This is a genomic window from Ochrobactrum sp. Q0168 (assembly GCF_016427605.1).
Classification (GTDB): Bacteria; Pseudomonadota; Alphaproteobacteria; order Rhizobiales; family Rhizobiaceae; genus Brucella.
On sequence record NZ_JAELXQ010000002.1, the window covers coordinates 137,526 to 161,570 of the forward strand.

A 24,045-nucleotide genomic window follows, 5' to 3' on the forward strand; every position below is an offset into this window, starting at 1 on the left:
CGGTCAAATCATGGCCAGCGCTGACCCGAAATTTCCTTCGGATCATCCCGATCCGGTATTTTTTTTGACACATTCAGTACGCTACATTGAGGGCAATAAAGCGCAAGCCGCTAATGAACACATGATAACGCCGTGTCGATTCGCTCAGGCGATGCCTTCACAGGGACACGACGATGCAAATGGGCGAGAAAGCGGGCAAAAGGAGCGGAAAACCATGCATTATCTGGTCGCATTGATCCTCATTCTCGCCTCGCTGTTTTCAACAGTCGCCATGGCCGACGATGCCGAAGGCAAGATCATGTCCATCAACAAGGACAGCGAAACGCTTTCGCTCGATGATGGCAAGACCTACAAGTTGCCCGGCGAGTTCGATTACAGCGCCATCAACAAGGGCATGAAGGTCATCATCATTTACGATATGGTGGACAATACTCGCTTCATTACAGACATTCAGGAAGCGCCGTAAGTACTTGCCATAGGCAATTGGCAGGTTTGACGGGCCGCCGAAAGGCCGCTCTTTTCACGGATGAAACCACCCGCTGCGTACCACACGCGCCCAATCTGGACGCCCAGCCTTCTCGGCAAGTGACACCATGCGCGACGTGTCGTAAGGAATGCTGCGCATCGTCACCAGCCAGCCGGACGGGGTTTCCTTTATCACAGCATAGGACGCATCGGGATTACCGGTTTGCACGACATGCGGGCGCGGTTGATCATCGTCATAGCCTGGGCACCCGACGCTGCCAGGATTGACCAGCAGGCTGCCATCGCTCAGTCGCAAAATGCGCGGCATATGGGTGTGCCCGCACAACAGCAGCGACGCGGAAATTTCCTCGGCTTCCGCTTCTATTGCCGCCCGGGATTGCAAAACGACATCGCCGTTTTCCGTCACAGTCTCCATCCAGTAGCGTGTGTCGCTGGTCGGCGTGGCGTGGCAGGCGAAAATGCGACCATCGGCCAGCGTTCGCGTTGCCGGCAAGCTGCGCAACCATTCCAGATGCGTTTCGTCGATCTGCTCCCGCGCAGCGCGGTCCGACCGGCTCAATTCGTCGATGGTCTGTTCGACCAGCCAGCGATCATGATTGCCGCGAATGGAAATCATGTCACGGGCGATCAGCATGTCTGCTGTTTCGCCTGCTGCGAGCGGACCGCTCAGATGGTCGCCGAGATTGATGATGGTTTCAATGCGCTGCGCATCAATATCGGCAAGCACCGCCGCCAGCGCATCGCTGTTGCCATGAATATCCGCAATGACGGCAAAATGTTTGAACGACATGAGTGCGGCCCCTTCGTGATATGAGCGCAATTCTGCTGCCGATCATAGCCGCCCTCAGCGGCTTGTCACACCCATTCGAGCTTGCCGTTTTCGAACTTCAGAATTTTGTCCTGCGGGATCGAGAGATTGGCCGCCTCATGGCCGTCCACATCGCCGTAAAGATAGAACAGCGTGCGGATGCAGCCGCCATGCGTCACGCAAACGGTCGGCCATTCCACCGCTTCCACCCAACGGCCAATGCGCTGCGACAGCCGCATATAGCTTTCGGCAGTGGCGCCCGGCGGCACGAAATTCCATTTGTCGCGCGCACGCGCTTCGACAAGATCTTCACGGTCCTTGGCAATGTCTTCCATCATGAAGCCCTGCCAGTCCCCGAAATTCACTTCCATCAGTTGCGGATCGGTGCGGTAATCATATGGATCAAGCCCCATGCGCAGCCGGATGCGCTCCATCGTCTCGCGCGTGCGGCGCAGCGGGCTTGCCACGAAATCGAAGCCCGCGCCGTCGCCGATCAGCGCTTTCAGCATATCGCCATTGCGATCAGCCTGGGTGCGCCCATGGGCATTGATGTCGATATCGAGCTGCCCCTGAATGCGCTGCGAAACATTCCAGTCCGTTTCGCCGTGACGCGAAAAATAGATGATCTCCCGGGCCAAAGCCTTACCTCTAAAGCGCTGCCAGTCGAAAACAGCGGTCGAAGCCGTTCCGGCTGTTCTTCTCTAAATTAGGGATACCCTTCCCCTCTCGGGGAAGACAAAGAAAAATCCCGAAAAGCGTGTCAACTTTTCGGGATTTCAGAAGGTCGTATCAGTCCTTGACGACGGAAATGTCCGGCGCGTCGACAGCTTTCATGCCGATGACGTGGTAGCCGCTATCGGCGTGGTGCACCTCACCCGTCACCGACCGCGACAGGTCGGAGAGGAAGTAGAGGCCGACATCGCCCACTTCCTCAATCGTCACGGTGCGGCGCAGCGGCGCGTTATATTCGTTCCACTTGAGAATATAGCGGAAGTCGCCAATGCCCGAAGCGGCCAGCGTCTTGATGGGGCCTGCCGAAATCGCGTTGACGCGGATATTCTGCGGGCCAAGATCGACGGCGAGATATTTCACGCTTGCTTCGAGTGCAGCCTTGGCAACGCCCATGACGTTGTAATTCGGCATGACCTTTTCCGCGCCGTAATAGGTCAGCGTCAGGATCGAACCGCCATCGGCCATCAGCTTTTCCGCGCGGCGGGCAACTGCCGTCAGCGAATAAACCGAAATCAGCATGGTGTTGGTGAAGTTGGCTTCCGACGTATCGAGGTAGCGACCGGTCAGTTCGTCCTTGTCGGAGAAACCGATGGCGTGCACCAGAAAGTCGATCTTGCCCCACTTCTTCTCAAGCGCGTCAAAAACAGCGTCGATGCTCGCGGCATCTGCCACGTCGCAATGACCGGCAACGAAAGCGCCAAGCTCTTCAGCCAGCGGCTCGACGCGCTTCTTCAATGCATCGCCCTGATAGGTGAATGCGAGCTCTGCGCCGGCATCGCGGGCGGCCTTGGCAATGCCCCAGGCGATGGAGCGGTTGTTGGCCACGCCCAGAATCAATCCACGCTTGCCCTGCAACAAACCTGACTGTGCGGTCATTAAGGGTCCTCATTGAAAAACAATAAACTTGTTGCCCTATCGCACAGGCTTGCATCACCTTCAAGCAATTGCAGCGAAAAAGCCGGGCATTGTCACCTTACTGCCGCAAAGCTACAACACCCGGCCCGCATTTTGGCCCGCATGACCACAGAAAAACAGTTCTGATCGATTAAAATGCAATTCAATCGATCAGAATCGTTTCCGCACGACCGTTTAGAGCTGAAACACCCTCAGCAGCTTCCTGCCTGGGGAGCGCATGAATCAACCTTCCCGGCGCTTTTTCAGGAACTCTTCCAGCTCCGCGTCGCCGCCATCCGGCAGCATGATGCGGATATGCACATAAAGGTCGCCGCGCCCGCCAGCTTTCAGGGGCAGCCCCTTTTCCTTCAGGCGCAACACCCGGTCCGAACTGGACCAGGCCGGAACTTTCACGGCAATACGTCCGTCGAGCGTCTCGACCTCTTCCTTGCCGCCAAGGGCCGCATCGCTGAGATTGACCGGCAGGTCCACATGCACATCACGCCCTTCAAGACGGAAGCGCGGATGCGGCTTGAAGCGGATCGTCACCAGCGCATCGCCGGGCGTGCCGCCCATCAGCGGTTCGCCCTGCCCTTTCAGGCGGATGGTCTGGCCATCCTCGACATATTTCGGCAGCTTGATGTTGAGATGCTTGCCATTGGGGAAAATCGCCTCAACCTTCTCCGCGCCCGCCGCCTGCGACAACGTCACGTCGATAGATGCGGTCAGGTCCTCGCCCTTGGCATTGGCGCCGGCGCGGCCACGTGGACGCCCACCGCCACCAAAGGCGCTGCCGAACAAATCGTTGAGAATATCTTCCGCGCCGCCAAAACCGCCGCCCGAATGGCCGCCGGGGCCGGAGCGAAATTCGAAATGGCTGTTGCCGCCGCCCTGGCGAAAACCCGCAAACGGGTCGCCATGCGCGCCGCCGAAGCCCTGCCCGCCCTGGAAACCCTGAAACAAGGGCTTGCCTTCGGCATCAATCTCGCCGCGGTCGAACTGGCCACGCTTGTCCTTGTCGCCGACGATTTCGTAGGCCTGATTAATTTCCGCAAAGCGCTCCTGCGCCTTTGGATCATCCTGGTTCTGATCCGGATGGTGCTTTTTGGCCAGCTTGCGAAAGGCCGATTTTATTTCTTCGGGCTTCGCCGTTTTGGCGACGCCCAGCACGCTATAGGGATCGCGCATATAGTTCCTCATTCAGGAAAATGACTGTACAGTCAGTGGTAAGACTCGATTGAGCCTAATATGCGCATCAGGAAAGAAAAGTTCCAGTCTGTACAGACTTTAGGCTGCGCTTATTGTCAAATCTGTCAAATGGGCGCAAAGGCCGTGACAGTCCACTGGCCGCCGCGCTGCATGCAGGTTTCGCCGCGATAGATGGAAACACCGTCAAAGGCCTCACGCGAAGTCTCGAATTCGCGGCAGAGCTGATCGTTCTTGTTGCTCTCGGCAATGGTCGTAATCGTGCCCTGGCTGCCGGTATCGGGATTGGCCCACGGAACCGGCTTCTTGCCCCATTGCTTGAAATTCAGCGCCGAAACCACGTTCTTCACCGCCGATTGGTCGGACAGCTTGCCTGAATCCGTCTCGGCAGGCTGCTTGACCGATCCGGTGATGGTCGTCGAATCAGGCACGGCCTTGTCGATACTGACACCACCCATGGCACAACCGGCGAGAGAGAACATGGCCATGCCGAGTACGCCATTGCGCATCACCGCAGCAAAATCAACGGCAGTGCGGATATATTTCTGATGGCAGGCAGTTCCAGCGGCCAAACGCTACTTCCCTCAAATTTACACGCTATGGATGCAGCGATTATGGCGGCAGTGGGTTAACAAGCGATGAGTTGGCAGGGTAAACAAATCCATACCAATGCACAACTGCAACTCTGTGGGTTTCGACAGCCGGTTGGCAGAAAAATGGTTCTCCATTTTTACGGTGCGGCATCTCGCTTCATTCCGGCCTTCGCCCTGTCGGGAGGTGGACAAGATGCGTTTTATGGAGGAAGCTCCCGCCAGTTTTTCAGGTCGGGATTCTCGTTCCGGCCATACCTCATTCGAGAATAGTGTAAATGACCAGCTCAAGCGATGATTTCACCCTGTCTTCCCAGCCCTTCAAGCTTTTTGCCGAGTGGCTGGCCGACGCAGGCAAGGCCGAACCCAACGATCCCAACGCCGTGGCGCTTGCGACCGTCGATCCCGACGGACTGCCCAATGTGCGCATGGTGCTGCTGAAGGATTTCGACGAGCAGGGTTTTGTCTTCTACACCAATTATGAAAGCAAGAAGGGGCAGGAGATCCTGTCTGCTGAAAAGGCCGCCATGTGCTTCCATTGGAAGACGCTGCGCCGTCAGGTGCGCGTGCGCGGCCCGGTCGAAAAGGTGAGCGACGCCGAAGCCGACGCCTATTACGCGTCGCGCCCGCGCGGCAGCCGCATCGGCGCATGGGCCTCGAAACAGTCGCGCCCGCTGGAAAGCCGCTTCGCGCTGGAAAAATCCGTCGCGGAATATACCGCGAAATATGCCATCGGCGACATTCCGCGCCCGCCCTACTGGTCGGGCTTCCGCATTCGTCCGGTTTCGATCGAGTTCTGGCACGACCGCCCCTTCCGCCTGCACGACCGCGTCTTGTTCACCCGGCCCGAGCTGGAAGGTGACTGGACCAAGGAACGACTTTATCCTTAAGGGAAGGAGGAGTGCGTCGCGCATGTGACGCCCGCCCTGCAATTACACAATCGGCTTGATCGCCACCCAGAGGCTGCCGAAAACGAGGCCGAGGAAGATCAGCCAACCGACAATATTGTTCGACTTGAACAGTTTCAGGCACTGGTCGGGGTTGTCGATATCGAGCACGATGATCTGGCGATAAAGATGCACGCCCGCGGCCAGCAATCCGGCGAGCGCCGGCATCGGCACCTGCGCCACGGCGAAGGCGGCGGCGAAGAAGCCGATAGCGCCGCCATAAAGGATCATCAGCGCGGTCTTGGTGTGTTTGCCGAACAGGCGCGCCGTGGAGCGAACGCCGACCAGCGCATCGTCTTCCTTGTCCTGATGCGCGTAGATCGTGTCGTAGCCGATGGTCCACAGGATCGCGCCGATATAAAGCAGCACCGGCGGCAAGGAGAGCGATCCTTCCACCGCAGCCCAGCCCATCAACGCGCCCCATGAAAAGGCAAGACCCAGCACGAATTGCGGCCAGTCGGTAATGCGCTTCATGAACGGATAGGCCGCGACGATCAAAAGCGAAAAAATGCCGAGCGCAATCGAAAACCAGTTGAATTGCAGCACCACGACAAGTCCGACCAGCGCCTGCAGGACGAGAAACGCCTTGGCCTGACCGCGCGTCACCTGCCCGGCAGGCAACGGACGCGAGCGGGTGCGATCCACCTGATCGTCAATATCCTGATCGACAAGATCATTATAGGTACAGCCAGCGCCGCGCATCGCGATAGCGCCGACCAGAAACAGAAACAGGTGCCAGATCGAAGGCATCACCGACCACGCGCCGTCACCCGGCTGCGCGCCAGCGCCCGCCACCAGTGCCGCCGACCACCAGCACGGCCACAACAGAAGCTGCCAGCCAATCGGACGGTCCCAGCGCGCAAGCTGCGCATAGGGCCAAAGCGACTGCGGCAACAACTTATAGACCCAATGGCCCGACGGAGCGTCCTTTACGCGCCCTTGCGCATTGCGTGACTGAATCGATCCGTGTAGTTCGGGCTGTGACATGGCGAAATCCTTGATATATGCAGCCATCACTATAACCCCGACGAAGACGGAGCAAGCAATGAGAGTTCTTTTAATCGGTTCTGGCGGTCGTGAACATGCTCTGGCCTGGAAACTGTCCGCTTCTCCATCGCTGACCAAACTCTATTGCGCACCCGGCAACCCTGGCATCTCGGAAGCCGCCGAACTGGTCGATATCGATGTCAGCGACCACAAGGCCGTCATTGCCTTCGCCAAGGATAAATCCATCGATCTGGTCATCGTCGGACCGGAAGCGCCATTGGTTGCAGGCCTTGCCGACGATCTGCGCGCGGAAAACATCCGCGTCTTCGGGCCCTCCAGGGCGGCCGCCCAGCTTGAAGGCTCCAAAGGTTTCACCAAGGATCTCTGCGCCCGCTTCGATATTCCGACCGGGGCCTATGGCCGCTTCAACAATGCGCCGAAGGCCAAGGCCTATATCCGCCAGCAGGGCGCGCCCATCGTGGTCAAGGCCGATGGTCTGGCCGCAGGCAAGGGCGTGGTCGTCGCCATGACGCTCGATGAAGCGCTGGACGCCGTCGATGCCTGCTTCGAAGGCGCATTCGGTTCTGCCGGGGCCGAAGTGGTGGTGGAAGAATTTCTGGACGGCGAAGAAGCAAGCTTCTTCTGCATCTGCGATGGCAAGACTGCCCTGCCGCTTGGTTCGGCGCAGGATCACAAGCGCGTCGGCGACGGCGACACCGGCCCCAATACGGGCGGCATGGGCGCTTATGCCCCGGCCCCGGTGATGACGCCGGAAATTGTCGAGCGCACGATGCGCGAACTGATCGAGCCGACCATGCGCGGCATGGCGGAAATCGGCGCGCCCTTCTCCGGCATCCTGTTCCTCGGCCTGATGATCGGCAAGGACGGCCCGAACCTGATCGAATACAACACCCGTTTCGGCGACCCGGAATGCCAGGTGCTGATGATGCGCCTCAACAGCGACCTATTGGCGCTGATCAACGCCGCCGTCGACGGCAAGCTGGATCAGGTTTCGCTGGACTGGAAAGACGATCCGGCGCTGACCATCGTGATGGCTGCGGAAGGCTATCCGACCAATGTGAAGAAGGGCAGCGTCATTCGTGGCCTTGACGCGCTTGACGGCATCGACGGCGTCAAGGTCTTCCACGCAGGCACGGCTGAAAAGGACGGCAATCTCGTGGCCAATGGCGGTCGGGTGCTGAACATCACAGCCGTCGCCAGCACCGTCGCGGAAGCGCAAGCTAAAGCCTATGCCGCCATCAGGAAGATCGACTGGCCGGAAGGTTTCTACCGGTCCGACATCGGCTGGCGCGCTGTGGAGCGCGAACGCGCAGGCAAGTAGTTCGGTGGACGATAAAGGCTCCAATCGCATCCTTTCGAAGGACAGGATGCGATTGGAGCCTGTTTTCATCCATTCCCAGGCTGCGAGAAAATATTGACGTTTACGTAATAAGCCGATAGCTCTTGTATTGAAGAAGACTGATACTCCCTCTGCCTGCTGGTAGATTGGAGGCCGGGGTTCCGAGGAGGAGCCTCGATGAGCACGATGTGGAGGAAAGATGTATCGCGCGCCGGTTTCTGAAATTTCCCATACGCTGATGAAAGTTGCGGGGCTTGAAAAAGCGCTGGCTGACAACCGCTTTCCCGAATTTTCCGCCGATCTGGCCGAAGCCATTCTCGAAGAAGCCGGAAAATTTGCCGCCGAGCGTGTCGAGCCCTTGCGCATCCCCGGCGACCGGCATGGCGCGACCGTCAAGGACGGCGTCGTCACCACGGCGCCCGGCTGGAAAGACCTTTACCGCGACTGGGTTGCTGGCGGCTGGAATTCTTTGACCGGCACGCCGGATTATGGCGGTCAGGGCCTGCCGACCATGATGTCGGTCGCCGTCAACGAAATGTGGAATGCCGGTTCGCTGTCCTTCGCCATCGGGCCGACGCTCACCACGGGCGCTATCGAGGCGCTGGAAAAACACGCCTCAAAGCAATTGAAGGATATCTATCTCGAAAAGCTCATCTCCGGCGAGTGGATGGGCACGATGAACCTGACCGAGCCGCAGGCCGGTTCCGATCTTGGCGCGTTGCGCAGCCGCGCCGAGCGCCGCGACGATGGCACCTATCGCATTTTCGGCCAGAAGATTTTCATCACCTATGGCGAGCATGACCTGACCGATAATATCGTGCATCTGGTGCTGGCCCGCCTGCCTGATGCGCCTGCGGGCACCAAGGGCATTTCGCTGTTTCTCGTGCCTAAATTCCTCGTCAATGAGGACGGTTCGCTCGGTCGCCGCAACGATCTGTTCTGCTCCGGTCTTGAACACAAGATGGGCATTCACGCCTCGCCGACCTGCACCATGATCTATGGCGACGGCTTTGTGAAAGGCGAAGAACAGGGTGCCGTCGGCTATCTGATCGGCGAAGAAAATCGCGGCCTCGCCTGCATGTTCACCATGATGAACAATGCCCGTCTGCTGGTCGGCATTCAGGGCGTTGGCGTCGCGGAAGCAGCTTACCAGCAGGCGCTCAATTACGCCAAGGAGCGCAAGCAGGGCCGCGCTATCGGTGCTGACCCGAAGAACGGCATGAGTCCGATCATCGAGCATCCTGATGTGCAGCGCATGCTTTTGACCATGAAGGCGCTGACGCAGGCCGCCCGCTCCATCACCTATGCCTGCGCCCATGCCATTGACATGAGCCATGCGACCGAAGGTGCGGATGCACAGCATTGGACCGACCGTGCCGGTCTGCTCACGCCGCTGGCCAAGAGCTTTGCCACCGATGTCGGCGTGGATGTCGCATCGCTGGGCGTGCAGATCCATGGCGGCATGGGTTTCATCGAGGAAACCGGCGCGGCGCAATTGCTGCGCGATGCCCGCATCACGCCGATTTATGAAGGCACCAACGGCATTCAGGCGATCGATCTGGTGATGCGCAAGCTGCCGCTCGGCAATGGCGAGCATATCAAGGGTTTCCTTGCCGAATTGCAACAGGATGCCGACAAGGCAACCGCCTCCAACCGCCCGGAACTGGGCGAAACTGGCGCGCGGCTTACAAAGGCGCTCTCCGAAGCGCGCGAAGCGACCGACTGGCTGCAGAGGACCGTTGCCGAAGGTGGCGCGGAGGCAGCGCTTGCCGGTGCAACGCCTTATCAACGTCTGCTATCGCTCACTTCCGGCGGGGCCTATCTGGCCCGCGCGGCGCTTGCGGGTGACGATAAGGGTCGCGCCGTTCTTTGCCGCTTCTTCGCCGAGAACGTACTGGCCGAAGTCTCGTCGCTGAAAGATACCGTCATCACCGGCGCAGCCAGCCTTGCTGCCGCCAAATCCGCGCTGGAGGCTTGAACGTGAGCGAACATATTCTCGTTGAACGCCGCGATGCGGTGCAGATCATCCGGCTGAACCGGGCCGACAAGAAAAACGCCATCACCCGCGCCATGTACGCCACCATGGCCAGGGCGCTGAAGGATGGCGACGCCGATGATGCGGTGCGCGTCCATGTCTTCCTTGGTGTGCCGGGTGCGTTTTCATCCGGCAATGACATGCAGGATTTCATGGCCGCGGCCGCAGGAGGCAATATGGGGCAGGATGTTCTGGATTTTCTCTATGCCCTGTCGAGCGCCAAAAAGCCGATCGTCTCGGGCGTCGACGGCCTTGCGATCGGCATCGGCACGACGATCCATTTCCATTGCGATCTGACATTTGCCTCGTCACATGCGCTGTTCCGCACGCCATTCGTTGATCTCGGCCTCGTGCCGGAAGCCGGTTCCAGCCTGCTCGCGCCGCCGCTGATGGGGCATCAGAAGGCCTTTGCCCTTCTGGCGCTTGGCCACGGTTTCAGCGCGGAAGCCGCTCTTGAAGCAGGCATCGTCTACAGGATCGTGGAAAGCGCAGAGCTGGAAACGGAAGTGCTGAAGGCCGCGGAAGAAATCGCCGCCAAGCCGCCGGAGGCCATGCAGATCGCCCGCTCGCTGATGCGCTTGCCTGCGGAAAACATCGCGGATCGCATTGGGCGGGAAGCGAAGCTGTTCGGCGAACGCCTGGCCTCCAGCGAAGCGCGCGAGGCCATCATGGCCTTTCTCAGTCGCAAGAAATAAATCCCGGCACTGACCATAAAAAAGAACCCGGATGGGGAAACCCATCCGGGTGGCTTTGTCTGGAGGTCAGCCAATGAATTTAGCTTCGAAATGAAGCAGTCTCCTAAACGTAGCGGCAGAATGGGACGAGATCGTGGTCACACGACAATGTGAATAATCTCGCCCGTCCAACTTTTCCGCTGCGCTCTAATTCCGGGCGATAATTTCCTTGCCCTCGATCACCAGACGGACGCCCAGCGTGCCAGCCTTGCGGCGGGCGAGGAAGCGCGGGCGGCGACGGCGTGTTTCATGTCCCTGACGGCGAGCCTGCGGCTGGCCGGTGCGAACCGGGCCGGTGCTTTCGTAAAGCGGACGGGCAACGCCGTCTTCTTCCACCAGCATCATCGGCAGGTTGAACGCAGACGCCCAGGCGCGCCAGTCGGCGGCAACATCGGTCAGGTCATGCGCCACCAGAAGCGGCACGGAAAGCTGCGGGTCCTGATGCATCAATTCCAGTGTGACGGTGATTTCGCCATATTCGTCTTCGACCGCGCGGGCCACGACACCGACAAATGCATGGATCGGCAGCGCAATCGACATGGGCAAGCCGCTCGACGGCAGCACCTGCCGGATGACCGCGCCCCGTTCGGTGATGGTGAAGGTGACATCGGAATTGCCGTCATGCGATGCGTAGCTCACCACCTGCGGAAAGTGAAACGGATCGAGCCGCAGTTCACGGCCTGCCCAGTCTGGCTTCAGTCCCTTGCTCATCATTGTCAACGCCTCTGTCTCTCTGTCTCTTTCGAGAGCCGGTTATTCCAGCTTCTCTTTGATCGGGCTTTCTGCCCTCGTTGAGATGGAGAATAGACCGCGTTTGTTACCGACGGCCTTAAGGAGTTGGGTTAACTTTTCCCTGCTTTTTCCTTTGGTTATCAGATTGCAACCAGGTGTAAGAATTCAGAAATTCTTCCTAATATGCGTTTACCGATAGCAAAACGGGCGGAGAAACCGCCCGTCTTTCAAGCCGCAATCGGGTTTGTTTTATAAAGTCTTGCCGGGGTTCATAATCCCCGCCGGATCGAAAGCCGTTTTGATGCGGCGCATCAGATCGAGCGCAAATGGCTGTTTGAAATGCGCAAGCTCATCGCGTTTCAGGCGACCGATGCCGTGCTCGGCGGAAATCGATCCCCTGTAACTTGTGACAATCGTGTGGATACGGTGATTAAGCGCGCCCCAATGGGAGAGGAATTCCTGTTTGTCGGCGCCGACCGGCTGCGACACGTTATAATGCAGGTTGCCGTCGCCGATATGGCCAAAGCAGACAATGCGTGCGCCGGGGATCATTTCCAGCGTCGCGGCATTGGCTTCGCGGATAAAGGCGGGGATGGATGAGACCGGCACGGAAATATCGTGCTTGATCGAGCCGCCTTCCGGCTTTTGCGCCCAGGACATTTCCTCGCGCATTTTCCAGAAGGACTGCGCCTGCGCGACACTTTCGGCAATCGCCGCATCCTGCAGAATATCCGCCTCAAAAGCTTCGTGCAGAATGGTTTCCAGCGTGGTGCGCGCATCTTCTTCCGAGCGCGACGAGGAAATATCGATCAGCACATACCAGTCATGCGGGCTTTCCAGCGGGTCGCGCGCTCCATCGACATGGCGCACCGTGAACTCGACGCCCACACGCGGCATCAGCTCAAAGCCGGTCAGTGACGGGCCTGTATGTTCGGTCGCGAGCTGGAACAGGCGCAACGCATCTTCCGGGCTGCGCATCCCGGCATAGGCAACGCCTTTGCCCTTCGGCTGCGGGAAGATTTTCAGCACCGCCGCCGTGATGACGCCGAGCGTGCCTTCGGAACCCACGAACAGGTCCTTCAGGTCGTAGCCGGTATTGTCCTTCTTCACATAGCGAAGATCGTCCAGAATTTCCCCGGTCGGCAAAACCACTTCGAGACCGAGGCAAAGCTCGCGCATATTGCCATAGGCGAGCACCGCCGTACCGCCCGCATTGGAACCGAGATTTCCGCCGATCTGGCACGACCCTTCCGCGCCCAGCGACAGCGGGAAAAGACGGCCCGCCCGCTCGGTCGCGTCCTGAAGGTTTTTCAGGATGACGCCCGCCTCGACAGTCACCAGATTGCCAACCGTATCGAGCGCGCGAATCTTGTTCATGCGGCCAAGAGCCAGCACAACCGTCGTGCCGCTTTCATCCGGCGTCTGCGCGCCGACGAGGCCCGTATTGCCGCCCTGCGGCACAACCGGCGTTTTCGTTTCGCTGGCAAGCTTCATGATCGCCGCGACTTCCTGCGTCGAACCCGGACGCAGCACCAATGGCGACTTACCCTTATAAAGATCGCGTTGTTCGATCAGATAAGGCGCAATGTCTTCCGGCGCGGTGAGCGCATTCTTCTCGCCGACGATGGCGGCAAAACGTTCGATCAATCCGGTGTCCATATTGGTCCCTTGAAATCTAGCGCGGTGCAGCGGCGCGTTCCAGTCGGTCATTGATGGCCTCGCCGAGGCCTTCAAAAGGAATGGGTTCGACCGCAATGGTGCCAGCACCTGTGGCGTCGAGCTTGCGCATGAAATCGAAAAGATTGCTGGCCGCCTCGCGCAGATTGCCCTCCGCGCTGAGGTTCAGCACGGCCTTTGCCGTTTCGGCCCCGGCCACCCGCGACGGCCCGAAAGCCAGCAGCGCCTCGCCCGGCAGCACATTGCCAACCGCAAGCCGCATGGCGGCATCGGGCGCATAATGCGAAGCCATCATGCCCGGCGCGATGATATGCGCCTGAATGGCCTCGGTCTGTTCGGTGCGCAGCAGTTTTCTGCCAATGGCCGCTTCAATGTCCTCTGCCGCAAGCCCGCCGGGGCGCAACAGACGCACCGTTTCGCCCTCGACCTTCACGATGGTCGATTCCACACCCACTCCGCATGGGCCCGCATCGAGGATCAGGTTAATTTTGTCGCCAAGATCGCCCGCCACCGCTTCGGCACTTGTCGGGCTGATACGCCCGGAGGTATTGGCGCTTGGTGCCGCCACCGGGCTGTCCAGCGCTGTGATCACCTCTTGCACGCGGCCATGCGGCATGCGGATGGCAAGCGTCGGCAGGCCCGCCGTCACAAGGGGATGGATCGGACGATCTGTCTCCTGACGGTCTTTCAGCGGCAGCACGATGGTCAGCGGACCAGGCCAGAACAATTCCGCCAGCTTGCGTGACAGCGGATCAAAGGTGACATAGCGCTCCGCCATGGCGATGCCGCTGACATGGGCAATCAGCGGATTGAATTGCGGGCGACCCTTGGCGGCAAAAATTCCGGCAACGCCTTCGCCGTGCGAGGCATCGGCGGCAAGGCCGTAGACGGTTTCGGTGGGAATGGCGACAAGGCCGCCGCGCCGCAGGATTTCCACCGCGCGCTGAACTGCCTCATCATCGAATTTCATTACATCTGACACTGGTTTTCCGCCTCTCGGGCGTCCAAGTTGAGTGCATCCCGAAAAGGGCAAAGCGGTTTTCGGACAAGATGCACGCGTAGATATGAGCGCCTTCTGCCTACACAAGCGCGAAGCCGCGCGCAAGCAAACAGGCGAGCCGCCGCGTGCACATTTATGGCAACGTGGCTCGGAAAATTGCGTTTTGTTAGCTTTTTTGCGGCAGGATGGTACTATCCATGCTTGAGGTGAATAATGTTATCGCGATTTATCGCCATTTCACTGACTATCGCCGGACTGCCCGTTGTTGCCTCGGCCAACGGCGCGGAACTTTCGCGAACGACCTATGAGGTCGGTTCCATCGATTATATCGGCTACGACCGGATGGGCGCCAACGGGCTGCCTGTCTGCGGCGCCTGCAATGAGCGGCAAGAGGCTGAAGCCGAAGCGCTGAAGGAAATTGAAGCGCGGCGCAAACGCGCCCGTGCCTATATGGCGCGCATACAGGGCAAGCCGCTGCCGGAAGATAGGCAGGAACAGCCCGCTATTATCCCGACCGAACAGAAGATGCCGGACTTCGACCCCGCCAAGCCGGTGCGCGTCGTCGGCGATCCATGGGCTGGCGCATCCGGCGAAGTGGACCTGAGTTCGCTGACGCTCCGGCCAAGCCTTCAATAACCCTCCAATGAAAATGGCGCCAATCGGCGCCATTTCTATTTCGTATGCACTGGCTATCAGCCTGCGATCTTGGAGAAATCCGCAACCTTGCCGGTGGCCGTGCGGATCAGGTCGAGCAGAGCCAGACGGTTGGCGCGGACATTCTCGTCCTCATCATTGACCAGCACTTTTTCGAAGAACGTATCGACCGGACCGCGCAGCTTGGCGAGCGCCAGCATCGCGCCTGAAAAGTCTTCGCGGGCGATTGCCGCTTCGGTTTCGCTCGATGCAAGTGTCACCGCTTCGAACAGCGCCTTTTCCTCGTCCAGCTTGAGAAGCGAAGCATCGACGCTCGGGGCGATCTTGGTGCCCTTCTTCTCTTCGGCGGCCAGAATATTGGCGGCGCGCTTGGTGCCTGCCAGCAGGTTCTTGCCGTCTTCCTCATTGATGAAGACGATCAGCGCTTCCAGACGGCGTGCGACCAGAAGCAAGTTGTCGGCTTCCGGCGTCAGCACAGCGTCGATGGCGTCATAACGTGCGCCCTCTTCCTTCAGATGCACCTTGAAACGCTCGTGAAGGAACGACAAAAGATCGGCCAGAACCGGCTCTGCACTGCGGTCGGCTTCGGCACGAACCTCAATCTCGTAGTTGCGCAACGCATTGTCGATATCTTGTTGGCCATCGACATCGCTGGATTTTTCACCAGCGAGCTTTGCTTCGAATTCACGCAGCTTGCGTTGGACCACGCCTTCTTTCAGCGCAGCAAAGGCCGAACGGAACAGCGGCAGCAGCGGGAATTTCCAATCCTGAGACAGCAGCAACCGGATCACACCGAGGGCTGCACGACGCAGCGCGTAAGGGTCTTTCGAACCCGTCGGCTTTTCATCGATGGCCCAGAAGCCGACCAGCGTGTCGAGCTTGTCAGCCAGCGCGACGGCAACCGATACCGGGTTCTTCGGCACCACATCGGACGGACCTTGCGGCTTGTAATGTTCTTCAAGCGCTGCGGCGACGGCTGCGTCTTCGCCCTGAAGCAGAGCATATTTGCGGCCCATCGCGCCCTGAAGCTCGGGGAATTCACCCACAACTTCGGTCTGAAGATCAGCCTTGGCGAGTACGGCCGCGCGCGCAGCAAGCTTCGGATCGGCGCCGACCAGCGGCGCGATCCGCGCAGCCAGTTCGCGGATACGCTCAACGCGCGCGCCTTGCGTGCCGAGCTTAGCATGGAAGGTCACGTTCAACGCGTCCAGTCGCGCCATACGCTGGTCGAGCGGCTTCTTCAGGTCAAGGCCGAATTTTTCCGCCGAGGCGTTGAGCTTGTCGAGATCGGGCAGATCGTGCTGGTCGGTGTGCCAGAAATAGAGCGCATCCGACAGACGTGCGCGCACGACCTTGCCGTTACCGTAAGCGATCTCCGCGCCGCCATCGCGGGCAGCGATGTTCGACACCAGAATGAACCGGTTGGACAGCGCTTCGGTTTCGCCCTGCTTGCGGGTGACAAAACACTTCTGGTTGGCGCGGATAGTGAGGCGGATGACTTCCGGCGGGATCGCCAGAAACTCTTCCTCAAACTCGCCCATCAGCACGACCGGCCATTCGACCAGACCCGATACTTCTTCCAGAAGCCCCTCGTCCTCGACCAGTTCGAGACCCGACGCGAAGGCAAGATTATGCGCGTCCTGCGAAATCATTTCCTTGCGGCGTTCGGCGTCGAGCACCACAAAAGCCTTTTCCAGCTTTTCGACATAATCGTCAAAACGGCGCACCCTGATCGCCTGACCGTCGCTCAGGAAACGATGACCATAGGTGAGATTGCCGGACTTGATGCCGTCAACGTCGAAATCGATAACCACTGTTTCTTCGGTTTCAGGGCCGAAGGTGCACAGGATCGATTGCAGCGGACGCACCCAACGCAATGCACCGGGCTTTGCCGAAGCCGCGCCCCAGCGCATGGATTTCGGCCACGGGAAATTGCGGATCGTCTGCGGCACGAGTTCGGCGACGATCTCTTCCGCAGCGCGGCCCGGTTTCGTCAGATGGGCGACATAGAAATCGCCCTTCTTCGGATCGGAATGCACATGGGCCTGCGCAACATCGGTAAGACCGGCCTTGCGCAGAAAGCCCTGAATGGCCTGTTCCGGTGCGGTGACCGACGGGCCCTTGATGTCTTCATGCACGTCTTTGGAACGCACAGTCAGACCGCGAATGTCGAGCGTCAGACGGCGCGGCGTCCAGTAAGCCGTCGCGGCTTCATAGGTCAGACCCGCTTCGACCAGACCATCAGTGATCATCTTTTTCAGATCACCGGCAGCCTTGCGCTGCATGCGGGCCGGGATTTCCTCGGAAAAGAGTTCGAGAAGTAAGTCAGGCATTACTCGCCCTCACGCTTGAAATTGAAACCGCCTGCATCGGTGAGCAGAAATGCCTCGCCGCACTGACGCGCGAGATTGCGGACGCGCAGGATATAGCTCTGGCGCTCTGTCACCGAGATCACGCCGCGCGCATCCATCAGGTTGAAGACGTGGGATGCCTTGATGCACTGGTCATAGGCCGGGAGCACGCATTTGTGCAAAGACCCCTCGCCCGTGCTGCCCGCCTTCAAAATGGCTTCGCATTCGCGCTCGGCATCGATGAAGTGGCGATGCAGGATTTCAGTATCGGCCATCTCGAAATTATAGCGGGAATATTCCTGCTCGGCCTGCAGGAACACATCGCCATAGGTGACCTTTTCGTCGCCTTCGAGACCATTGAAATTGAGGTCATAGACATTGTCTACGCCCTGCACATACATGGCGAGACGCTCCAGACCATAGGTCAGCTCACCGGCAACCGGCGAGCATTCAATGCCGCAGACTTGCTGGAAATAGGTGAACTGGGACACTTCCATGCCATCGCACCAGCATTCCCAACCAAGGCCCCAGGCGCCGAGCGTCGGGCTTTCCCAGTCGTCTTCCACGAAGCGCACATCGTGCAGCGTCGGATCAAGGCCGATAGCCTTCAGCGAACCGAGGTAAAGGTCCTGAAGGTTCGGCGGCGACGGCTTGATGATGACCTGATACTGGTAATAATGCTGCAGCCGGTTGGGGTTTTCGCCATAGCGGCCATCCTTGGGACGGCGCGACGGCTGCACATAGGCGGCTTTCCACGGCTTCGGCCCGAGCGAACGCAGCGTCGTTGCCGGATGGAACGTACCCGCACCCACTTCCATGTCGTAAGGCTGCAAAATAGCGCAACCATGTTCCGCCCAATAGTGATGGAGCGTCAGGATCAGACCCTGAAAGGAACGGGTGGGATGCATATGTGCGGGCAACATGCTGGAAGAATTAGACACCGGGCTGGGCCTCGTTATTGAAATGATGGCCCGGTCTAAGCAGGATTTCCGAAAAGTGGCAACCGGTTTTCGGATAAAAATCCTGCCAGATCATACATCAGCACCGCAGGGTCAAGCACAGGCTGCCGGTTTCAGTGTCACATCGCCCTGAAACCGGGCCTCGCTGCCGTTTTTAATCAGTCGTCGGCTTTTCCGGTGCGGGTACGGCCGGGACTGGCGCGACAGCAGGCGTGTCCTGCTTCGGTTCTTCCGGCTTCTTCTCGCCCGGCTTTGTCACATCGGCGGAAGACTGGCCCGGAACGTCAGGCAGGCCCTTCTTCAGCTTTTGCTCGATCTTGACGAGTTCTTCCGGCTCCGGCTTGCCTGCAATCGCATGGTGCCACTGGAACGTCGCTTCAAGCTGACGGCCAACGCGCCAATAGGCATCGCCCATATGATCGTTGATCGTCGGGTCTTCCGGGCGCAGCTTCACGGCCTTTTCCAGCTCCACCACCGCTTCATCGTAACGACCGAGCTTGTAATAGGCCCAGCCCAGCGAATCGACGATGTAACCGTCCTGCGGGCGCAGCTCGACCGCCTTCTTGATCATGTCGAGCGCGCGGTCGAGATGGATGCCCATATCAACCCAGGAATAACCGAGATAATTCAGCACCTGCGGCTGATCGGGATAAAGCTCCAGCGCCTTGTTGAAGCTCGGCTCCGCCTTGTCCCACTGCTTCAGACGCTCATAGGCGATGCCGCGCTGGTAGAAGACCGGCCAGTCCTTGCGTTCCGGCGTCTTGATCTGCTCGACGGCGCCATCATAAATCTTGGCGGCTTCGGCGAAATTCTTGTCCTGCGCGTAGACACCGCCCAGCGCCAGATAGGTGCGAATGTCGGTCTTGTCGCGACCGAGCAAGATCTTCAACTGCTCGATGGCCTCGGCGGACTTGTCGTTATCGGCAAGGTTCAGCGCGCGCTGCATTTCGGCATCGCGGCGATAGGGCGAGGTTTCTGGCACTTCAGCATAAAATTCCACCGCCGCTTCCGGTCGGCGCAGCTTTGCCGAAATATCGCCCAGCTGGAATAGGGTAGCGTCATTGCCCGGACGCAGCGGCAGCGAGAGCTGCAGATAAAGCTTGGCGAAAGCCTCCGCGCCGCTGCGATTGATGGCAGTGCCGAGCGTATAGAGCACTTCGCCAGCGCCCTGCTGCGGCGTTTCGATCAGACGGTCCAGCTTCCGCCCCGCTTCGATCTGCTCGCGCAGTTCGGTCAGGGTCATGCGACCGTTCAAAAGCGCCTCGCCGTCCTTCAGAAGCTGGATTGCGCCGTCCTTGTCGCCCTGACGCAGCTTGAACGAGGCGTAAGCCATGATAATGCGCTCATAAGTGTCGGGCGCAGCGCTGCCGCCGGGACGATCATCAAGCGCCTGCTGGTAGAAATCGCCCGCTTCCTTCTTCATCCCGGCCTGATCGGCGATCAAAGCGGAATTATAGGTTCGGAACAGGCCATACCATTCGGGGCCTTCCATTTTTTTGATATCGGCCAGCGCCTGCTTGGGATTGCCCTGTCCCACCTTGACCCAGGCATTCATGAAACCGGCCGCAAGACGGTCCATATCGGACTGTGTGGACAACGCCAAAAGCGGACCGACCTTGCGGTATTGCTTTTTGGAAATGGCGTCGATGGCAAGGGCGACGCGGGAGAAGCGCTCGATATCCGGCACGTTCTGCAATTCGGACGCGAGCGGCAGCGCGTCCTTGAAGCGGCCTTCCGTCAACAGGACCAGCAGCAGGTCCTGCTTGACCTGACTGTTGCCCGGATCGAAGGCCATGGCCTGACGATAGAAATCGGCGGCTGTGGAGAGATTATTATCCGCTTCGGCGGTGCGGCCCGCCAGATAGGCGCCAGCAAAGGAACCGGCCCGGACAGCAGGCGTAGCGACGGGAGCGGGATCGGCTGCCGCCTTGGCCAATGCTCCGCCGGCAGGCAATGCAATTCCCGCCAGAAGCGAAAGAAGCAAACCATAAAGCGGGCCCTGTTTCATTCCATGCCGCATGAAGCCCTGTCCTCTTCTCTAATTCCCATATGCCAAACCGGCAACGAATCGCCGATTGCCTCCAACGCACCGTGCTTTGATCTTAACGAAACAGGCACTTCAAGCATGGCCTTTTTGGGATGAAGGGGCAAGAAAAGCATCTGTGATGGAATGCTTTTCCTGATCGATCCCGTTCGAAATGTTCGAACTCAGTTCACGCGGCTGATGCAGAAGTCGATGACTTCGATAAGCGCATCTTTTTCAGGCGATGCCTTGAGCGGCGCCAAGGCATCGCGGGCAATTTCCCCGAAGTGACGCGCGCGCTGCACCGTGTCGGCAATCGCGCCATGCCTGGTCATCAGGCCGATGGCCTTTTGCAGCGATGCATCATCGCTCGCACCGTCTTCGATGGCGTGCTTCCAGAAAGCGCGTTCCTCATCCGTGCCACGGCGGTAGCTCAAAATGACGGGAAGCGTGATCTTGCCTTCGCGGAAATCGTCGCCCGTGTTCTTGCCGAGATCGGCAGCCGAACCGCCATAATCGAGCGCATCGTCAACCAGCTGGAAAGCTAGACCGAGATTGAGGCCGTAGTCGCGCAAAGCGGCGCGATCCGAACGCTGCACCCCGGCGATGATCGGGCCGACTTCCGCAGCAGCCGAGAACAGCGCCGCCGTCTTGGCCTTGATGACCGCCAGATATTCGTTTTCGGTGGTTTCCATGTTCTTGGCAGCGGCAAGCTGCATGACCTCGCCTTCCGCGATCACGGAAGCCGACGTCGCCAGCACGTCGAGCGCATCGAGCGAGCCGACATCGACCATCATCTTGAAAGCCTGACCGAGCAGGAAATCGCCGACGAGAACGCTGGCCTGGTTGCCCCAGATCATGCGGGCGGTGCTTTTGCCGCGGCGCAGATCGCTTTCATCCACCACATCGTCATGCAAAAGCGTCGCCGTGTGCATGAATTCGACAGCGGTTGCGAGACGCACATGACCATCACCGTCGTAACCGAACATGCGGGCGGCGGCGAGCGTCATCATCGGGCGCAGGCGTTTGCCGCCCGACGAAATCAGATGATTGGCGACTTCGGGAATCATTTCGACGTCGGATCCGGCGCGCGACAGGATCATTTCGTTCACGCGCGCCATATCGGCCTTCGTCAGGTCGACAAGCGGCTGCACCGATCCTGTCTGCTTTTTCTTGTCGTCGAGATTCAGAACCACACCCAATGCCATTACTCCTTGATGGGGCCGCCACCATATTTAAGCGCGGCGGAATGCTCAAGACGCATTCCGTGCCTTCACAGCCTGTTCAACATTCACCGAAGCAGTTGTCAATGCGGTGCATTGGCTCCAAACTAGGTAAATGATCGAACTTATCCGCACCAATGATTCCGTCCTTTTGTCCTTCGCCGAAGCCTTGATGAAGGAGGCGGGAATAGCTTATTTCATCGCAGATACCAACATGAGCATTATCGAGGGATCGCTGGGCGTTCTGCCGCGCCGTCTTCTTGTCAGCGAAGATCAGCTGGACGAAGCACGGCAAATCCTGATCGATGCCGAGATTGAACACGAACTGCGCGATAAATGAGCCTGACTACCGAAAACGAGATTGAAGAAACGCTCGATGTCTTTCATCGCGGCGCGTTTCATCTCGTGCAGCCGGCCATGAAAGGTCATCGCTCCGGCGTCGATGCGATGATCCTTGCAAGCGCGGTGCCGGGCGGTTTTGCCGGACATCTTGCCGATCTTGGCAGCGGTGCAGGCGCTGCCGGTCTTGCGGTTGCAGCCCGGTGCCCGGCAAGCCGGATCACCCTCGTCGAACGCTCCGGCCTGATGGTCGGCTTTGCCAGAAAGACCATCGCGCATCCGCTGAATATAGCTCTGGCAAGCCGCCTAGCGATTGTGGAAGCCGATGTGGCGCTGACTGGAAAAGCGCGCATTACAGCGGGCCTTGCCGATAATAGCTTCGATTTCGCCATCATGAACCCGCCTTTCAACGAAGCGGCGGACCGGCGCACGCCCGATCCGCTCAAAGCGGAAGCCCATGTCATGCCGGACGGCATGTTCGAACAGTGGGTGCGCACCGCGGCGGCGATTGTCAGGCCCGGCGGGGGCATTGCCATCATCGCCCGACCGGGTTCGATTGCGCCTATTCTGGAAGCGCTCACCGGGCGTTTCGGCGGATTGCGCATCGTGCCGGTGCATCCGCGCGGCGATGCGGCGGCAATCCGCATCGTCGTCACCGGAACGCGCGGCAGCCGTGCCGGTCTCTCCTTCATGCCGCCGCTCATCCTGCATGGCGAAAGCGGCCATGGTTTTACGCCCCGCGCCGATGCCATCAATAATGGCCAGACCGCGCTTTTTTGATTTCCCCGGAGAATGAAACCGTGCTGCTTATCGTCGGAACCGTTCGGCTGCCCGCTGCGAATTTGAATGAAGCGCGCCCCGCCATGCAGCGCATGATCGAGGCAAGCCGCGCCGAGGCTGGCTGCATCGAATATTCCTATGCCGTAGACATTCTCGATCCTGGCCTTATCCATGTAAAAGAGCTTTGGCGGGACCGGGCTTCGCTGGACAAACATTTTGCCTCCGGGCACATTGCCGCCTGGCGTTCGACATGGCCAACACTTGGCATCACCGACCGCGACCTCGTGCTCTACGAAGTGGACGCGCCGCAAATCACCTGATCGTTTCTTTAAGGAGACCGATGAACCACACTCCAAATTCCGCTCGCCCCGTATCCATCATGCGACGCTTTCTGGATAGCGAGGTTGCGGGAGGCCTCGTGCTGATGGCAGCGGCAGCGCTTGCGCTCATCGTGGCCAATTCACCGCTCTCGCAGATCTATTTCGATGCGCTTCACGTCTATATCGGCCCGCTGAGCCTCGCGCACTGGATCAATGATGCGCTGATGGCGGTGTTTTTCCTGCTCGTGGGGCTGGAAATCAAACGCGAATTCATCGACGGCCAGCTCGCCAGCTGGCCAAACCGGATGCTGCCGGGCATTGCGGCTGCGGGCGGCGTGATCCTGCCTGCGATCATCTTCACGGCACTCAATTTTCACGATGCCGAAAAGGTGCGCGGCTGGGCGGTGCCATCGGCGACTGATATCGCCTTCGCGCTCGGCGTCCTGTCGCTGCTTGGCTCACGCGTGCCGTCGAGCCTCAAGGTCTTTCTGGCGACGCTCGCCATTCTCGACGATCTGGCCGCCGTCGTCATCATCGCCATTTTCTACACGGCTGAAATCTCCATGCCCTATCTGGGCGGGGCTTTCGTCACGGCGATTGTGCTTTTCGCGATGAACCGCATGGGCGTGATGAAGCTGCTGCCCTATCTGATCGGCGGCGCAATTTTGTGGTTCTTCGTGCTCAATTCCGGCGTTCATGCCACCGTCGCTGGCGTCGTGACCGCGCTGATGATACCGCTGAAACCTGCTCCCGGTAGGCCAGATGATATGAGTTCGCCGCTACATATGCTCGAACACGCGCTGGCAAAGCCGGTCGCCTTCATCATCGTGCCGATCTTCGGCTTTGCCAATGCGGGCATTTCCTTTGCCGGGCTGGATGCCTCGGTAATGGGCGACACGCTGACGCTCGGCATTCTGCTCGGTCTTTTCGTCGGCAAGCAGCTTGGTGTGTTCGGCGCGGCATGGCTCGCCATCAAGAGCGGCCTTGCGCAAAAGCCGATGGGCGCCAGCTGGGCGCAGCTTTACGGCGTCGCCATATTGTGCGGCATCGGTTTCACCATGAGCATCTTCATCGGGCTTTTGTCCTTCCCGTCCGATCTGATGCAGACGGAAACGAAAATCGGCGTGCTGGCCGGTTCGGCTCTTTCGGCTATATTCGGCTATGGACTGTTGCGGATCGTGGCAAGGCCCACGAAAAGATGATCCCAT

Annotated in this window: 23 protein-coding genes; 10 read left to right on the top strand and 13 right to left on the bottom strand. The window is 59.3% G+C overall.

From position 1 onward, the window contains the following. Positions 1–214: 214 nt before the first annotated feature. On the top strand, positions 215–466 hold the full coding sequence (locus JAU75_RS05000; RefSeq protein ID WP_199055152.1) for a DUF1344 domain-containing protein: 252 nt from the start codon (positions 215–217) through the stop codon (positions 464–466). Between the two features lie 54 nt (positions 467–520). Here JAU75_RS05000 and JAU75_RS05005 read toward each other — a convergent pair whose 3' ends face one another. From JAU75_RS05005 to JAU75_RS05025, 5 genes are all read right to left on the bottom strand, one after another. Further along, the gene (locus JAU75_RS05005; protein ID WP_199055153.1) at positions 521–1,276 is read right to left on the bottom strand and encodes a metallophosphoesterase family protein; all 756 of its coding nucleotides are present in this window, start codon (positions 1,274–1,276) and stop codon (positions 521–523) included. 65 nt (positions 1,277–1,341) lie between these two features. Then, positions 1,342–1,932 carry a histidine phosphatase family protein gene (locus tag JAU75_RS05010; protein ID WP_199055155.1) on the bottom strand — a complete coding sequence of 197 codons (591 nt, stop codon included), beginning with the start codon at positions 1,930–1,932 and terminating at the stop codon, positions 1,342–1,344. 151 nt (positions 1,933–2,083) lie between these two features. Next, positions 2,084–2,902: an enoyl-ACP reductase FabI gene (fabI, locus tag JAU75_RS05015; RefSeq protein ID WP_109368447.1), complete on the bottom strand. Its 819-nt coding sequence runs from the start codon at positions 2,900–2,902 to the stop codon at positions 2,084–2,086. Between the two features lie 261 nt (positions 2,903–3,163). Next, positions 3,164–4,108, bottom strand: coding sequence for a DnaJ C-terminal domain-containing protein (locus tag JAU75_RS05020; protein ID WP_199055157.1), 945 nt, complete (start codon positions 4,106–4,108; stop codon positions 3,164–3,166). 125 nt (positions 4,109–4,233) lie between these two features. Continuing rightward, positions 4,234–4,665, bottom strand: coding sequence for an RT0821/Lpp0805 family surface protein (locus tag JAU75_RS05025; RefSeq protein ID WP_371836124.1), 432 nt, complete (start codon positions 4,663–4,665; stop codon positions 4,234–4,236). Between the two features lie 329 nt (positions 4,666–4,994). On the opposite strand from JAU75_RS05025, the gene pdxH reads away from it, so the two are divergent. Then, positions 4,995–5,606: a pyridoxamine 5'-phosphate oxidase gene (gene pdxH / locus JAU75_RS05030; RefSeq protein WP_199055159.1), complete on the top strand. Its 612-nt coding sequence runs from the start codon at positions 4,995–4,997 to the stop codon at positions 5,604–5,606. Positions 5,607–5,648: 42 nt separating this feature from the next. Here the strand turns inward: pdxH and ubiA are convergent, their stop codons facing one another. Further along, complete coding sequence (gene ubiA, locus JAU75_RS05035) at positions 5,649–6,650, bottom strand: 4-hydroxybenzoate octaprenyltransferase (RefSeq protein ID WP_199056004.1); 1,002 nt, start codon at positions 6,648–6,650, stop codon at positions 5,649–5,651. 58 nt (positions 6,651–6,708) lie between these two features. On the opposite strand from ubiA, the gene purD reads away from it, so the two are divergent. The 3 genes from purD to JAU75_RS05050 all read left to right on the top strand — a co-directional run bounded on the left by purD (position 6,709) and on the right by JAU75_RS05050 (position 10,740). Beyond that, the gene (purD, locus tag JAU75_RS05040; protein WP_199055161.1) at positions 6,709–7,992 is read left to right on the top strand and encodes a phosphoribosylamine--glycine ligase; all 1,284 of its coding nucleotides are present in this window, start codon (positions 6,709–6,711) and stop codon (positions 7,990–7,992) included. Between the two features lie 217 nt (positions 7,993–8,209). After that, complete coding sequence (locus JAU75_RS05045) at positions 8,210–9,988, top strand: acyl-CoA dehydrogenase (RefSeq protein ID WP_199055163.1); 1,779 nt, start codon at positions 8,210–8,212, stop codon at positions 9,986–9,988. A 2-nt stretch (positions 9,989–9,990) separates the two neighbouring features. After that, positions 9,991–10,740 (top strand): crotonase/enoyl-CoA hydratase family protein, encoded by a 750-nt coding sequence (locus tag JAU75_RS05050; RefSeq protein ID WP_199055165.1) that lies wholly within the window; start codon positions 9,991–9,993, stop codon positions 10,738–10,740. A gap of 186 nt (positions 10,741–10,926) precedes the next feature. Here JAU75_RS05050 and JAU75_RS05055 read toward each other — a convergent pair whose 3' ends face one another. The 3 genes from JAU75_RS05055 to JAU75_RS05065 form a co-directional block, all read right to left on the bottom strand. Beyond that, complete coding sequence (locus JAU75_RS05055; protein ID WP_199055167.1) at positions 10,927–11,493, bottom strand: DUF6101 family protein; 567 nt, start codon at positions 11,491–11,493, stop codon at positions 10,927–10,929. Between the two features lie 267 nt (positions 11,494–11,760). Further along, complete coding sequence (locus JAU75_RS05060; protein WP_199055169.1) at positions 11,761–13,170, bottom strand: FAD-binding oxidoreductase; 1,410 nt, start codon at positions 13,168–13,170, stop codon at positions 11,761–11,763. 16 nt (positions 13,171–13,186) lie between these two features. Next, positions 13,187–14,158 carry an L-threonylcarbamoyladenylate synthase gene (locus JAU75_RS05065; protein WP_210339221.1) on the bottom strand — a complete coding sequence of 324 codons (972 nt, stop codon included), beginning with the start codon at positions 14,156–14,158 and terminating at the stop codon, positions 13,187–13,189. A 243-nt stretch (positions 14,159–14,401) separates the two neighbouring features. Between JAU75_RS05065 and JAU75_RS05070 the strand changes: the two genes are divergently transcribed. After that, positions 14,402–14,824, top strand: a complete 423-nt coding sequence (locus tag JAU75_RS05070) for a hypothetical protein (RefSeq protein ID WP_199055173.1) — start codon at positions 14,402–14,404, stop codon at positions 14,822–14,824. Between the two features lie 56 nt (positions 14,825–14,880). On the opposite strand, the gene glyS is transcribed toward JAU75_RS05070, so the two are convergent. From glyS to JAU75_RS05090, 4 genes are all read right to left on the bottom strand, one after another. Further along, a complete protein-coding gene (glyS, locus tag JAU75_RS05075; protein ID WP_199055174.1) occupies positions 14,881–17,175 on the bottom strand; it encodes a glycine--tRNA ligase subunit beta in 2,295 nt (764 codons plus the stop codon). Continuing rightward, positions 17,175–18,101, bottom strand: a complete 927-nt coding sequence (locus JAU75_RS05080) for a glycine--tRNA ligase subunit alpha (RefSeq protein ID WP_199056005.1) — start codon at positions 18,099–18,101, stop codon at positions 17,175–17,177. Before JAU75_RS05080 ends, glyS begins: the two co-directional genes overlap by 1 nt. A 205-nt stretch (positions 18,102–18,306) precedes the next feature. Further along, positions 18,307–20,172 (bottom strand): tetratricopeptide repeat protein, encoded by a 1,866-nt coding sequence (locus tag JAU75_RS05085; RefSeq protein WP_199055175.1) that lies wholly within the window; start codon positions 20,170–20,172, stop codon positions 18,307–18,309. A gap of 188 nt (positions 20,173–20,360) precedes the next feature. Then, positions 20,361–21,377: a polyprenyl synthetase family protein gene (locus tag JAU75_RS05090; protein ID WP_199055176.1), complete on the bottom strand. Its 1,017-nt coding sequence runs from the start codon at positions 21,375–21,377 to the stop codon at positions 20,361–20,363. A gap of 136 nt (positions 21,378–21,513) precedes the next feature. Here JAU75_RS05090 and JAU75_RS05095 point away from each other — a divergent pair, with 136 nt between their 5' ends. The 4 genes from JAU75_RS05095 to nhaA are packed head-to-tail and all read left to right on the top strand — an operon-like array spanning position 21,514 to position 24,039. Further along, on the top strand, positions 21,514–21,738 hold the full coding sequence (locus tag JAU75_RS05095; RefSeq protein WP_078338010.1) for a DUF2007 domain-containing protein: 225 nt from the start codon (positions 21,514–21,516) through the stop codon (positions 21,736–21,738). Next, positions 21,735–22,517, top strand: a complete 783-nt coding sequence (locus JAU75_RS05100; RefSeq protein WP_199055177.1) for a methyltransferase — start codon at positions 21,735–21,737, stop codon at positions 22,515–22,517. Before JAU75_RS05095 ends, JAU75_RS05100 begins: the two co-directional genes overlap by 4 nt. 20 nt (positions 22,518–22,537) lie before the next feature. Next, positions 22,538–22,837: a putative quinol monooxygenase gene (locus JAU75_RS05105; protein WP_199055178.1), complete on the top strand. Its 300-nt coding sequence runs from the start codon at positions 22,538–22,540 to the stop codon at positions 22,835–22,837. Positions 22,838–22,857: 20 nt separating this feature from the next. Continuing rightward, positions 22,858–24,039: a Na+/H+ antiporter NhaA gene (gene nhaA / locus JAU75_RS05110; RefSeq protein WP_199055179.1), complete on the top strand. Its 1,182-nt coding sequence runs from the start codon at positions 22,858–22,860 to the stop codon at positions 24,037–24,039. The last annotated feature ends 6 nt before the right edge of the window (positions 24,040–24,045 follow it).

Excerpts from the sequence above, each read along its gene's own strand:
- JAU75_RS05000 (WP_199055152.1), top strand. The coding sequence starts at position 215 with ATGCATTATCTGGTCGCATTGATCCTCATTCTCGCCTCGCTGTTTTCA.
- JAU75_RS05005 (WP_199055153.1), bottom strand. The coding sequence starts at position 1,276 with ATGTCGTTCAAACATTTTGCCGTCATTGCGGATATTCATGGCAACAGC.
- fabI (WP_109368447.1), bottom strand. The coding sequence starts at position 2,902 with ATGACCGCACAGTCAGGTTTGTTGCAGGGCAAGCGTGGATTGATTCTG.
- JAU75_RS05020 (WP_199055157.1), bottom strand. The coding sequence starts at position 4,108 with ATGCGCGATCCCTATAGCGTGCTGGGCGTCGCCAAAACGGCGAAGCCC.
- pdxH (WP_199055159.1), top strand. The coding sequence starts at position 4,995 with ATGACCAGCTCAAGCGATGATTTCACCCTGTCTTCCCAGCCCTTCAAG.
- ubiA (WP_199056004.1), bottom strand. The coding sequence starts at position 6,650 with ATGTCACAGCCCGAACTACACGGATCGATTCAGTCACGCAATGCGCAA.
- purD (WP_199055161.1), top strand. The coding sequence starts at position 6,709 with ATGAGAGTTCTTTTAATCGGTTCTGGCGGTCGTGAACATGCTCTGGCC.
- JAU75_RS05045 (WP_199055163.1), top strand. The coding sequence starts at position 8,210 with ATGTATCGCGCGCCGGTTTCTGAAATTTCCCATACGCTGATGAAAGTT.
- JAU75_RS05055 (WP_199055167.1), bottom strand. The coding sequence starts at position 11,493 with ATGATGAGCAAGGGACTGAAGCCAGACTGGGCAGGCCGTGAACTGCGG.
- JAU75_RS05060 (WP_199055169.1), bottom strand. The coding sequence starts at position 13,170 with ATGGACACCGGATTGATCGAACGTTTTGCCGCCATCGTCGGCGAGAAG.
- JAU75_RS05065 (WP_210339221.1), bottom strand. The coding sequence starts at position 14,158 with ATGAAATTCGATGATGAGGCAGTTCAGCGCGCGGTGGAAATCCTGCGG.
- JAU75_RS05070 (WP_199055173.1), top strand. The coding sequence starts at position 14,402 with ATGTTATCGCGATTTATCGCCATTTCACTGACTATCGCCGGACTGCCC.
- glyS (WP_199055174.1), bottom strand. The coding sequence starts at position 17,175 with ATGCCTGACTTACTTCTCGAACTCTTTTCCGAGGAAATCCCGGCCCGC.
- JAU75_RS05080 (WP_199056005.1), bottom strand. The coding sequence starts at position 18,101 with ATGCATCCCACCCGTTCCTTTCAGGGTCTGATCCTGACGCTCCATCAC.
- JAU75_RS05085 (WP_199055175.1), bottom strand. The coding sequence starts at position 20,172 with ATGCGGCATGGAATGAAACAGGGCCCGCTTTATGGTTTGCTTCTTTCG.
- JAU75_RS05095 (WP_078338010.1), top strand. The coding sequence starts at position 21,514 with ATGATCGAACTTATCCGCACCAATGATTCCGTCCTTTTGTCCTTCGCC.
- JAU75_RS05100 (WP_199055177.1), top strand. The coding sequence starts at position 21,735 with ATGAGCCTGACTACCGAAAACGAGATTGAAGAAACGCTCGATGTCTTT.
- nhaA (WP_199055179.1), top strand. The coding sequence starts at position 22,858 with ATGAACCACACTCCAAATTCCGCTCGCCCCGTATCCATCATGCGACGC.